This window comes from Neisseria perflava, assembly GCF_019334725.1.
Lineage (GTDB): Bacteria > Pseudomonadota > Gammaproteobacteria > Burkholderiales > Neisseriaceae > Neisseria > Neisseria subflava_A.
In genome coordinates this window covers 1,526,397-1,538,536 of the sequence record NZ_CP079818.1, presented here as the reverse complement: position 1 = coordinate 1,538,536, position 12,140 = coordinate 1,526,397, and the positions used below count along the sequence as shown (strand labels likewise).

The following is a 12,140-nucleotide window of genomic DNA, read 5'->3' as shown; positions in this document are numbered from 1 at the left end:
AATACTTTCAAATTGTCTGTCGTTTCAATTAATTTTAAAGGTCGGCATTGCCCGCACGGATCTGGCGCAGGAATTTTTGTGTCCGCTCATGTTTGGGATGATTAAACAAATCTTGCGGGCTGCCTTGCTCGACAATAACGCCGCCGTCCATCACGACGACGGTGGTTGCCACTTCCAAGGCAAATTTGATTTCATGCGTAACGACAACCATGGTCCAGCCTTCTTGTGCCAATTCCTTCATGGTATCCAAAACATCTTGCACCAATTCAGGGTCAAGCGCGGAAGTCGGTTCGTCAAACAGCATCAGTTCAGGCTGAATCGCCAATGCTCGGGCAATACCGACGCGCTGCTGTTGACCGCCGGAAAGTTGGTAGGGATAGAGGTCGATCTTGTCGCCCAAACCGACTTTTTTAAGCAATTTGACAGCCTCTTCACGCGCTTGGGCGACAGGCTTGCCTTGTACGGCAACCGGTCCTTCCATGACGTTTTCCAACGCAGTTTTATGCGGAAAGAGGTTGTATTGTTGGAACACCATGCCGGATTTGCGGCGCAGTGCCAAAATATCGTGTTTGCTTGGTTTTTTGGAAAAATCGATGCTTAACGGCTGCGCATTGTCAAACTCGATCCGACCTTGTTCGGGCATTTCTAAAGCGTTTAAACAGCGTAAAAACGTGGTTTTGCCTGAGCCGGACGGGCCTAGGATAACAACCACTTGTCCTTTGCCGACATCCAAATCGATGCCGCGCAAAATGGTATTTTCGCCAAAGGTCTTATGGATATTGCGGATTTTAATCATGACAACTCCTTATTTGGCGACATAACGGTCGAAACGTTTTTCCAAACGCGCCTGAATCAAAAACAGCACTTTGCAGAAACACCAATAAACCAATGCGGCTTCGATATAGACTGGTAGATAGTCATAGGAGCGATTCGCAATTTGTTGGGTAACTTGGAATAATTCAGTTACTGTTACAACTGCTGCAAGCGAAGTATTTTTGAACAAGCCGATAAACTCGTTGCTCAAAGGCGGTACGGCAACACGAAATGCCTGTGGTGCGACAATACGGCGGAACGTCTGCATATAGGTCATACCGATGGAGAAGCCGGCTTCCCATTGACCTTTAGGTACGGACAAGATTGCCGCGCGGATGGTTTCGGAAGCATATGCACCGACATTGAGCGAGAAGCCGATGATGGCAGCAGGAATCGGGTCGATATATATACCAACAGATGGCAGACCATAGAAGACTACAGCCAGCTGTATTAGAAGTGGTGTGCCACGAATGACCGAAATATAGAATTCAACCACTTTAAGTAGGATTTTTTGAAGAATTCCAACTGGTGGCATGATTCGTACCAAAGCAACGGCTATAGCAATAATCATGCCGATAACGAAAGAAGCGATCGCTAGAGGAAGAGATACTATAAAGCCGGCTTTAACCATGGGCCAAAACGCGCTGATGAGCATATCAGCGCGTGTTTCTGTCATAAACGGCAGGGAGGCAAGGAAATTATTTAACACTGATGTCTTTTCCGAAGAATTGTTCGCCCAGTTTTTTCAGCGTGCCGTCGGCTTTCAGTTCGTTCATGGCTGTGCTGAATTTAGCCAATGCTTCATCATTGCCTTTATTGACAATCAAGCCGGAGCCGACTTTTTCGTCAGCCGGGGCAGACCAAACGATTTTTACACCAGCATCAGGTTTATTTTTCAGATAGTCCAATACCGCCAATTCGTCGTTCAGGGTTGCATCGGCACGTTTTTGTTCAATCAGGGTCAGGGATTGTGCCAAGCCGTCTACTGGTACGAGTTCAGCTCCTGCCGCTTTGGCTTTTTCGCCATAGTTGCTGGTCAGGGATTGTGCGGTTTTCACGCCTTTGATGTCATCGATGGATTTGATGTTGCTGTCTTTGCGTACAACCAATACGGCACCGCTCCAGCTGTAAGGCTCGGATTTGTCAAAAGTCGCTTGACGCTCAGGGCTGGTCAGGCCGACTTGGTTGGCAACCACGTCAAAACGGCCGGCTTTCAAACCTGCCATCATGGAGTCCCATTGTGTTTCTTTAAATTCAACTTTGATGCCCAGTTTGTCGGCAACTGCGCGGGTTACTTCGACATCGTAGCCGGTCAATTTGCCGTCTTTGTCGTGGTAGGTGAATGGTGCGTAAGTACCTTCCGTACCGACAGTGATGGTACCTTTGTTGTTGATACGCTCAATCAATGAGCCTGAGGCCGCACCGGATTGTGCCGGAGCAGAAGAAGCTGAGTTGCTACCTTCTCCACCGCAAGCAGCCAAAACTACTGCAGCAATGGTGCCGAGTACGAATTTTTTCAACATGGATTTTTACTCCTGATTTTTTAGTGTGTCATCTGGTATTAAAGCATGCATTCTAAGCGAAACTGCCCAAAATACAAAATACATCTTATGCCTTAAAAGGCCGTCTGAACGCTGGTTTGTTCAGACGGCCTTGAGTGGTGTATCAAAATTTCGGCTTATGCAATTTCAAGCCACATGACTTGATAGGGTTGCAGTACTAAGTCCTGATTCAGAGAAACGGTTTGGCCGCTGATCAAATCGTGCGCTTTGAACGGCATGGCCTGCAAGGTGTGCGCACTGATGGTTTGCGCTTGTTCGCTGAAGTTACCGAATGCCAAAAGCGCGTTGTTGCGCATATAGCCGATGATGTGTTTGTTGTTGGTGTTGAAGGTGACCAATCTACCGCCATTAAAGCGCGGATTGCTTTGGCGGATGGAAATCATATGGCGCAAACCTTGGAAGATTTGACCGGCAGTGGTCGAGCTGTCATGGCGTTGGTTGTACAACTCCTCATTGTAACGAGGACGGTGTGCCCAGCGGCTGTCGTCACTCTTGTTGCTGTCGTTCGACCAGTCGTCGTCGTTGAGCGTACCGACTTCGTCGCCTAGATAAATCAGCGGTAAGCCGCCGGTACTCAAAGCGATACTGTACAAAAGTTTGATGCGCTCAACGGCATATGGATCGTTTTGCGCCAAGCCGACCAATGCTGCGGCTGTACCACTGACACGGCAGTCGCCTGTGCTTGGGTTGTATTGGAACGGTACACCGCGCGCGAAGCTGCCGTCGAAATGGTTGACGAAGAAGCGGTTGAGGAATTGTCGGTGGTCGTAGCCGTGAATACCGAACTGCCATGCGTCCTCATCGGCAAATGTCCAGCCGATGTCGTCATGACTGCGGACATAGTTGACCCATGCAGTATGGTCGGGCAGGTTGTGGCGGTAGGTTAGTGCTTGATGGAGCAGGTTGACTTCGCGTGTGGCGAGGGTGTTCCACAACAATGCCATTTGCAGAGGGTTGTAGCCGATTTGGCATTCGTCTTGGCTGATGTATTGGACAACTTGGTCAGGATGGACGATGGCTTCGGATTTGAAGAACACGGCTGGCGCTGCGATACGCATTACGGAGTTAAACGCGCGAATCAGGGCGTGTGCCTGAGGCAGGTTTTCGCAGCTTGTGCCCATTTGCTTCCAAATAAAGGCAACGGCATCCATGCGCAGAATATCAACGCCCAAGTTGGCAAGGAATATCATTTCGCCTGCCATAGCGCGGAATACCCATGGGTTGCTGTAATTCAAGTCCCACTGGAAGGAGTTGAATGTTGTCCATACCCAGCGTCCGTCTTCCAGTTGGGAGAAGCCGCCCGGGTGTTGGTCGGGGAAGATTTCACGCAGAGTGCGGTCGTATTGGTCGGGCATCCAGCGGTCGGGGAAGATGTAGTAGAAGTTGTCGTAGAGCGGATCACCGGCGGCGCAGCCTTTTGCCCATTCGTGTTCGTTAGAAGTGTGATTGAAGATGAAATCTACAACGGCGGAAATACCTGCTTCGTGCAAGGCGGCAATGACATCACGCAAGTCGTCTATTGTGCCTAGTGCCGGATTGACATCGCGGTAGCTGCTGACAGCATAGCCGCCGTCGCTTTTGCCTTCAGGGCATTTAAACGGGGGCATTAGGTGCAGATAGGTCAGACCCAATTCTTGGAAATAAGGGATTTTGGCTTTCAAGCCTTGCAGATCACCTGCGAACAAATCGACGTAGCACACGCCGCCAACCTGTTTGTTGGACAAAATCCAGTCAGGATCGTTTTCGCGTGCGATATCGATGTCTTTTAAGGATGAGTTGCGTTGGGAATAGCTTTGCCATGCTTGGGCAATCAGTTGCTCCAACATGGGGAGGACGGCTTCGTTGTTGTTGTAAACATTGTCCAGCTCGTGCATCAGTTTTGGGAAGTGTTCCTCAAGTCGTCTGTCAAACTGTTTCCAGTCTTCAGATGTCTCGATGCTTGCACGCTGTTCGGGGGTATAAATCGATAGGGTGCGTTCTTTAAGGTGATGCAAGGTCAAATCAACCTGTTGAGTCTGGGTCAACATAATGCCTACTCCGAAGTTAAGGTGAAATTGTTTTGAAGCTTGGTTTCACTTCTTTTGCAAATCCATGCCGATTGTGGGCGGCTAAGACTGTAATTTTGCGTCAAGAAACTGTCTCAATGATACTGGAAGTGCTTGAGTGTGCATAGGGTTTTCGCGGCTCCGGAAAAGGTTTTTTCAAGTGTTTGATTTTGATTAAAAGTAGAGTTGAGCATATGAAAAGCGGCCTTTTGACGAACTTATCTTTCAGACGGCCTGAGTTTGTGAGAAAAACTTTTATTTTTATTATCTTAGATATCTCTTTATTTCAATATGGCCGTCTGAAACATATGTGCAACATAGCGGATTACTTATTTCATCTAAAAACGTGTCATGGAGATTAAGTTCATGACTTCTGATGTAAATCAAAATTCTAGAAAGAGGCAGTTATTCTGTTTTAAATAGAGAGGGAATGTACGAATTTCATTCATTAAAAAATGAATCCATCAGTTTTCTTATTGATAGTGGTTATTATGTAGATTATCAAGTTAATAAGGAAAAGGTGTTTGTTTGGTTTGTCATGCTTTTTTAATATTATTTTTTAAAATTAGACTTGACCCATTACAAGCAATTACTTAAAGTATCCATCTTATTTTTACACAAGAAAACGGGTTGTCCCGTTACAAAAAAATGAGTGCAATCAAACCACCACAAATCACCGTATTCGACAGCAAGCCAACTGATGCTTATTTCTTCGGTACTTGCGTTCTCGACCTTTTTATGCCAGAAGCAGGCATGGATGCCATCACTTTAATCGAACAACAGGGTATCCGTATCCATTATCCGATGGAACAAAGCTGCTGCGGCCAACCGGCCTATTCGTCAGGTCATCCTAAAGAAGCCTTTGATGTTGCCAAAGCGCAACTGGATTTATTCCCTGAAAATTGGCCGATTGTCGTGCCTTCCGGTTCTTGCGGCGGCATGATGAAACACCACTGGCCGACTTTGTTTAAAGGTACCGAGTACGAACAAAAAGCCATTGATTGCGCCAACCGTATCATTGAATTTACCCACTTCCTGCTGGCGATTGGTTACAAACCTGAAGATAAAGGTGAGCCGGTTAAAGTGGCTGTCCATACTTCCTGCGCGGCGCGTCGTGAGATGAATGTCCATGTGTCAGGCTGGCAGCTGATTGACGGCATGGAAAATGTTGAACGTATCGTTCACGACCATGAAAGCGAGTGCTGCGGTTTTGGCGGTACATTCTCTGTGAAACAAGCCGATATTTCCGGTGCGATGGTAACCGACAAAGTCGCAGCCTTAAAAGAAACAGGCGCAACTGAAATCATCAGCGCGGATTGCGGCTGCATGATGAATATCGGCGGCAAAATTGCCAAAGACGAACCCAATATGCCACGTCCGAAACATATTGCATCTTTCCTATTGGAACGTACCGGAGGTAAAGCATGAGCGCGCGCGAAAATATTTTAGCGAAATTGAAAAAAGCCGATGCCTTGCCGATGGAAGAACCGCCGGTTTTCGATTATTACCGTGAAATGGGTGTTTCTTGGGCAAACGATGTCGAGCGTTTGAAACATTGGGCGGCTGCCATGCGTGCCGTCAAAACGGAAATCTATTGGGTTACTAAATCTAACTGGCCGCAAGTATTCCGCCAAGCAGCCGAAGGCAAAGGCTTGAAAAACATTCTGCTTCCCTTGGAAACAGAACATGGTCAGCTGGCTCGTGCAGCTTTGGCCGATACCAATATTGAAGTGCGTGGTTTTGAGCGAAAAATCGACGACTGGAAAAACGAATTCTTTACCGATATTGAGGCTGGTTTTAGCGGCTCTAAATGCGGTATTGCCCGTACCGGTACGATTATGCTGGAGTCCAGCCCTGTCGAGCCGCGCAGCCTGAGTTTGGTGCCGCCTGTGCATTTTTGCCTGTTTGACACCAGCAAAATGTACAACGAATTCCATAATGCTGTTGAAGGCGAAAAACTGGTAGAAAAAGGCATGCCTACCAACGTTATTTTGATTTCCGGCCCGTCTAAGACTGCCGATATTCAATTGACTTTGGCCTATGGTGCACACGGCCCGCGCGATTTAGTGGTTTTGGCCGTTCTGCCTGATCACATTTCCCCTGCCGATTTGGAGGAAAAAGCATGAGTTCCCAAACCATTAAATTCCATATGAAGCCGGAAACGTTCAAGCAAAACGCTGCGATTTCTTTGCAAGACAAGCCTCTGCGTAAAAGCTTGCGCACGGCGATGGATATGTTGATGACCAAGCGCAAAGCCGTTTTGACAGATGAAGAAGAGCTGCAAAGCCTGCGTGACTTGTGTGAACATGTCCGTCAACGTTCGTTGTCCAAATTGCCTGCATTATTGGAACAGTTGGAAGAAAACCTGACCAAGTTGGGCGTTAAAGTCCACTGGGCGGAAACACCTGCCGAAGCCTGCCAAATCATTCACAACATCATTACCGATAAAAACGGTAAGCTGATGGTGAAAGGCAAATCTATGGTCAGCGAAGAGATTGAGCTGAACCATTATCTGCAAGATCAAGGCATTAAAGCGATTGAGAGCGACTTGGGCGAGTTTATCGTTCAAATGGCCGGTGAGAAACCAACCCATATCGTGATGCCTGCCATTCACAAGACCAAAGAGCAGGTTAGCGAGCTTTTCCATCAAAACCTCGGCACTCCATTAACAGACGACGTAGACCAGTTGACCGGATTTGCGCGTAAAGCATTGCGCGATATTTACAGTACTGCCGATGTCGGTTTGAGCGGTGTGAACTTTGCCGTTGCGGAAACAGGCACTTTGTGTCTGGTCGAAAACGAAGGCAACGGCCGCTTGAGTACCACTGTACCGCCTGTGCACATCGCCATTACCGGTATTGAAAAAGTGGTTGCGAAGCTGTCGGATGTTCCACCTTTGTACAGCCTGTTGCCACGCTCCGCCATTGGTCAGAACATTACTACTTATTTCAATATGATTACCGGCCCTCGCCGTAGCGAAGAGCTTGACGGTCCTCAAGAAATGCACTTGGTACTGCTTGATAACGGCCGTAGCCAAGCTTATGCAGAAGATCAAATGCGCCGCACCTTGCAATGTATCCGTTGCGGTGCGTGTATGAACCACTGTCCGGTTTATACCCGTATCGGTGGCGCGGCTTACGGTACGACTTATCCCGGCCCAATTGGCGAGATTATCTCTCCGCATTTGTTAGGCTTGGATGCGACACGCGATCTGCCGACTGCGTGTACCATGTGTGGCGCCTGCGTTGAAGTTTGTCCGGTACGCATTCCGATTACCGAACAAATGCAACGTCTGCGTGTTGAAGCACAACGTTCGCCAACCGAAACCGTTCCTCATCCTATCCGTGGTCAAGGTGCATCGCATACTTTCGGCGAACAAATGGCATGGCGTACGTTTAACGGTATTTTCAGCGGCAGTAAAGCTTATCGAGCATTCGGCTGGGCTGCTACCAAATTCCGTGCATTGACGCCAAGCAAGCAGTTAAGCTGGACCAATAACCATGTTCCGATGAAACCTGCCAAGCAAACATTGCATGAGATGATGGCAGAAAGAAAACGTCAGCAAGAAAAAGCATAAGACTTGAAAATAAAACCTGGGGGATAAAAGCTTCAGGTTTTATTTTTTATTAAATACTGCTGGTGTAGCATCGCTATTTGTAAAGGCATTTGATTTGATTATTGTATTTTGATTATTTTGAATAAAAAGGCCGTCTGAAAGATTTTCAGACGGCCTTTATTACATCCAAAAGTTTTGTCTAAGTCCTTAGAGCAATACTTTTTCTACACCGCCGTTATTGGCTTTTTTCACAAACTCATCCAGCCAGTTTTCGCCGAGGATGTGTTTCGCCATTTCGATGACGATGTAGTCGGCAGGCATATTGTTGTCGTCGGCATAGCGGCTCAGGCCTTGCAGGCAGGCTGGGCAGGAGGTGAGCATTTTGACGGGTTCGCCCTGCGGCAGCTCTTTGAGGTTTTTCTCAATTTCCTCTTGTTTGCGGAACTTGACCTGAGTGGCAATGTCTGGTCGTTTGACGGCAAACATACCGGACTCGCCGCAACAGCGGTCGCTTAAGACGACTTTTTGTCCCATCAGGCTGCTGGCCATTTGGGTGGCGTTCATGGTTTTAATCGGGGTATGGCAAGGGTCGTGGTAGAGGTATTGCTGACCTTGCACGCCGTTTAGCTGCACCCCTTTTTCAAGCAGGTATTCGTGGATGTCAATGATACGGCAGCCTGGGAAGATTTCCTCAAAACGGTATTTTTCCAGTTGGTCGTAGCAGGTACCGCAACTGACGACGACGGTCTTAATGTCGAGGTAGTTGAGGGTGTTTGCCATACGGTGGAAAGCCACGCGGTTGTTGGTGCTCATTTCTTCAGCTTTAGCCTTATTGCCGCCAGCGTCTTGCGGATAGCCGCAACACATATAGCCCGGCGGCAGGACGGTTTGTACACCGACATGCCAAAGCATGGCTTGAACGGCGAGTCCGATTTGGCTGAACAGGCGCTCAGAGCCACAACCTGGGAAGTAGAACACGGCTTCGGCATCTTCCGGCGAAGCCGGATTGCGGATGATAGGAATACTCTTGTCGTCTTCTATACCCAGCATGGAGCGCGGAGTTTTGGCAGGCACGCTTTTCGGCAAAGGACGGTTGATGAAGTGGATAACCTGTTCTTTGATTGAGGCGGTACCGACGGTAGCTTTCGGTTCGGCTTTTTGCTTTTTGGTGCCAATCGGAAGAAGCTTGCCGATTTTGTAGGCAAAGTTCTGCGCAGGGAAGCCGGTCTGTATCATGGCGGCGCGAAGGGCTTTGATGGTTTTCGGGCCTGTGGCGTTCAAAAATGCCATGCCCATTGAAGCCACAGGCGCAAAGCGTTTGTGACCGGAATCGGCAAGGTAGTTGCGTACGGCTACGGTAACATCGCCGAAGTCGATATTGACAGGGCAAGGTTTAACGCAGCGGTGGCACACGGTACAGTGGTCGCCGATGTCCATCAGTTCTTCAAAATGTTTGACGGAAACGCCACGACGGGTTTGTTCTTCGTATAAGAAGGCTTCGGTCAGCAAGCCTACGCCGAGGATTTTGTTGCGGGGGCTGTACAGCAGGTTGGCACGCGGAACGTGAGTAGAGCAAACAGGTTTGCATTTTCCGCAGCGCAGGCAGTCTTTGACGGAATCGGCGATGGTGCCGAGGTCTGATTTTTCCATAATCAGCGATTCCGCCCCCAAAAGCTCGAAAGACGGCGTATAGGCGTTGCGCAGGTCCGAGCCTTTCATCAGTTTGTGACGGTTGAAGGTGTGTTTGGGATCGACTTGGTTTTTGTAGTCCCAAAACGGCTGCAAATCTTCATCGGTCAAAAATTCGAGCTTGGTGATGCCGATGCCGTGTTCGCCCGAAATCACGCCGCCGAGCGAACGGGCGATTTTCATAATGCGTTCGACCGAACGGTAGGCCGTCTGAAGCATTTCGGCATCGTCTGAGTTAACCGGAATATTGGTATGAACGTTACCGTCGCCGGCGTGCATATGCAGGGCGACGAAGACGCGGCTGCGCACGGTTTTGGCGTGGATTTTGCCCAAACCTTGAATAATTTTGGTATCGGTTTTGCCGCTGAAGATTTCAGAAAGCGGCTTCATTACGTCCGCTTTGACAGACACACGCAGGCGGAAATCGCGGAAGGCAATAAAGCAGCTTTCATTGTCTTTGGCTTCGGGCGCGGCGTGGACGGATGCGCCATAGCGAGCTTTATAGTCGGCAAGTGGCGCATCCAAGTTAGCAAGCAACCATTCCCAACGCGCTTTGACAGAGGAAACGTGGGCTAGGGCGTGTTTGCCGCGTTCACCTAACAGTTCGGCGGTTGGCAGGTCTGTTCCCATTTTGTCGATGGGGAGTTTGCCGGACAGATATTGCTCCAAGGCGGCACAGAGTTTGAGTTTGTTTTGGATGGAAAGCTCAATGTTGATGCGTTCGATGCCGTCTGAATACTCACCGAGCCTTTCGAGTGGGATTACCACGTCTTCGTTGATTTTAAAGGCGTTGGTATGTTTGGCGATGGCGGCGGTGCGGCTGCGGTCAAGCCAGAAGGTTTTGCGCGCTTCTGGAGATATGGCGATAAAGCCTTCTCCGTCACGGGCGCGGGCGAGTTCGCAGATGTGTTCGGCGGCTGCCTGCACGGCGGCTTCATCGTCGGAAACCACGTCTGCCAGCAAGACCATTTTAGGTCGGCCTTTGCCTGCCGCTTTGGTGGCATAACCGACGGCACGGACGTAACGCCAGTCTAAATGTTCCAAACCGGCCAGTCGTACGCTTTCATGGGCAAGCAAGAAGTCGCGGATTTCGACGATGGACGGCGTGGCAGTGGCGACCGTACCGAAAAACTCCATACACACGGTGCGCGTGTATTTCGGCATTTTATGCAATACGAAGGCGACGCTGGTGATGATGCCGTCTGTGCCTTCTTTCTGCACGCCGGGCAGGCCGCTTAAGAATTTGTCGGTAACGTCTTTGCCCAAACCGACTTTGCGGAATTTGTGGCCAGGGATTTCCAAGCGTTCGGTTTTAACGATATTGAGACCGTCTGAATCCAGCGTATGTACGTCAAATATGGCGGTTTCTTCATCGTGGATTTTGCCGAAATTGTGGCGCACGCGTTCGATACGCAACCATTCGCCTTGAGGGTTAACCATGTTCCAGTAGGCGAGGTTGTCCAAGGCAGTACCCCACAGCACGGCTTTTTTACCGCCTGCATTCATCGCCACATTACCGCCTACGCAAGACGCATCGGCGGAGGTCGGATCGACGGCGAACACCAAGCCTGCCTGATGTGCGGTTTCTTCCACTCGGCGGGTTACTACGCCTGCGCCGCAATGGATAATCGGATGTCTGCCGTCTAAGCCTGCCAGCTCAACGTATTCGACGCCGCGATGCTTGTCGAGTTTTTCGGTATTGATGACTGCGCTGTTTGCGTCTAAAGGCACGGCGCCGCCGGTATAACCCGTACCGCCGCCGCGCGGGATAATGACCAAGTCCAACTCGATTAAGGCGCGGACCAAAGGCGCGATCTCTGCCTCGGTATCAGGATTGACAACGACAAACGGATACTCCACGCGCCAGTCGGTCGCATCGGTAACGTGCGTTACGCGCGCCAATCCGTCAAACATGATGTTGTGCGGCTTGGTGATTTCACTTAAGCGTTCCAAAATCTGATGGCGTTTTTGGATGGTTTCATCAAAACTGCTATCAAAACGCTCGACTGCTTTTTCTGCTGCGGCAACCAAGACATCCACTTGCTGATTGTCGTCGCGGCGCTTGCGGATTTCATTTAAGCGGTGGCGCATTTCACGCACCAGCGCGGCGCGGCGTTTCGGGTGCTCCAACAAGTCATCGACCAGATACGGATTGCGCACGACCACCCAAATATCGCCCAATACTTCAAACAGCATTCGTGCCGAACGTCCTGTTTTGCGTTGACCGCGCAGGTCTTGCAGGATTTGCCACGCTTCGTCGCCCAATAATCGGATGACGATTTCGCGGTCGGTATAAGAAGTATAGTTATAGGGGATTTCTCGAATACGCTGAGGGGCAGTAGTCGTGGTCATGGTCGTGTTCCGTTGATGGATGTAATGTTTTTATATTAAAGGCCGTCTGAAAAATGCAATTTCTTCTTGATGGCGCAAAGTGTTAATGTAGTGTAATTTTCGATATTTTTCAACGGAAAAGAC

8 protein-coding genes are annotated in these 12,140 nt (G+C 49.4%); 3 read left to right on the top strand and 5 right to left on the bottom strand.

Annotated elements, in window-relative coordinates; translation table 11 throughout:
- Positions 1-34: 34 nt before the first annotated feature.
- The 4 genes from LPB400_RS07380 to LPB400_RS07365 all read right to left on the bottom strand — a co-directional run bounded on the left by LPB400_RS07380 (position 35) and on the right by LPB400_RS07365 (position 4,402).
- Positions 35-796 carry an amino acid ABC transporter ATP-binding protein gene (locus LPB400_RS07380; protein WP_219088584.1) on the bottom strand — a complete coding sequence of 254 codons (762 nt, stop codon included), beginning with the start codon at positions 794-796 and terminating at the stop codon, positions 35-37.
- Positions 797-805: 9 nt separating this feature from the next.
- Positions 806-1,522, bottom strand: coding sequence for an amino acid ABC transporter permease (locus LPB400_RS07375; RefSeq protein ID WP_219088582.1), 717 nt, complete (start codon positions 1,520-1,522; stop codon positions 806-808).
- Positions 1,512-2,336, bottom strand: coding sequence for an amino acid ABC transporter substrate-binding protein (locus LPB400_RS07370; RefSeq protein WP_219088580.1), 825 nt, complete (start codon positions 2,334-2,336; stop codon positions 1,512-1,514). Before LPB400_RS07370 ends, LPB400_RS07375 begins: the two co-directional genes overlap by 11 nt.
- Before the next feature lie 155 nt (positions 2,337-2,491).
- Positions 2,492-4,402 (bottom strand): alpha-amylase family protein, encoded by a 1,911-nt coding sequence (locus LPB400_RS07365; protein WP_107769370.1) that lies wholly within the window; start codon positions 4,400-4,402, stop codon positions 2,492-2,494.
- Positions 4,403-5,068: 666 nt separating this feature from the next.
- Between LPB400_RS07365 and LPB400_RS07360 the strand changes: the two genes are divergently transcribed.
- The 3 genes from LPB400_RS07360 to LPB400_RS07350 are packed head-to-tail and all read left to right on the top strand — an operon-like array spanning position 5,069 to position 7,997.
- On the top strand, positions 5,069-5,848 hold the full coding sequence (locus LPB400_RS07360) for a (Fe-S)-binding protein (protein ID WP_070647216.1): 780 nt from the start codon (positions 5,069-5,071) through the stop codon (positions 5,846-5,848).
- A complete protein-coding gene (locus LPB400_RS07355) occupies positions 5,845-6,546 on the top strand; it encodes a LutC/YkgG family protein (RefSeq protein WP_070460702.1) in 702 nt (233 codons plus the stop codon). Before LPB400_RS07360 ends, LPB400_RS07355 begins: the two co-directional genes overlap by 4 nt.
- Positions 6,543-7,997, top strand: coding sequence for a LutB/LldF family L-lactate oxidation iron-sulfur protein (locus tag LPB400_RS07350; protein WP_049344815.1), 1,455 nt, complete (start codon positions 6,543-6,545; stop codon positions 7,995-7,997). The genes LPB400_RS07355 and LPB400_RS07350 overlap by 4 nt, the downstream gene beginning before the upstream one ends.
- 186 nt (positions 7,998-8,183) lie before the next feature.
- Here the strand turns inward: LPB400_RS07350 and LPB400_RS07345 are convergent, their stop codons facing one another.
- Positions 8,184-12,017 carry a DUF3683 domain-containing protein gene (locus LPB400_RS07345; RefSeq protein ID WP_219088578.1) on the bottom strand — a complete coding sequence of 1,278 codons (3,834 nt, stop codon included), beginning with the start codon at positions 12,015-12,017 and terminating at the stop codon, positions 8,184-8,186.
- Between the last annotated feature and the right edge of the window lie 123 nt (positions 12,018-12,140).

Excerpts from the sequence above, each read along its gene's own strand:
- LPB400_RS07380 (WP_219088584.1), bottom strand. The coding sequence starts at position 796 with ATGATTAAAATCCGCAATATCCATAAGACCTTTGGCGAAAATACCATT.
- LPB400_RS07355 (WP_070460702.1), top strand. The coding sequence starts at position 5,845 with ATGAGCGCGCGCGAAAATATTTTAGCGAAATTGAAAAAAGCCGATGCC.
- LPB400_RS07365 (WP_107769370.1), bottom strand. The coding sequence starts at position 4,402 with ATGTTGACCCAGACTCAACAGGTTGATTTGACCTTGCATCACCTTAAA.
- LPB400_RS07360 (WP_070647216.1), top strand. The coding sequence starts at position 5,069 with ATGAGTGCAATCAAACCACCACAAATCACCGTATTCGACAGCAAGCCA.
- LPB400_RS07345 (WP_219088578.1), bottom strand. The coding sequence starts at position 12,017 with ATGACCACGACTACTGCCCCTCAGCGTATTCGAGAAATCCCCTATAAC.
- LPB400_RS07370 (WP_219088580.1), bottom strand. The coding sequence starts at position 2,336 with ATGTTGAAAAAATTCGTACTCGGCACCATTGCTGCAGTAGTTTTGGCT.
- LPB400_RS07350 (WP_049344815.1), top strand. The coding sequence starts at position 6,543 with ATGAGTTCCCAAACCATTAAATTCCATATGAAGCCGGAAACGTTCAAG.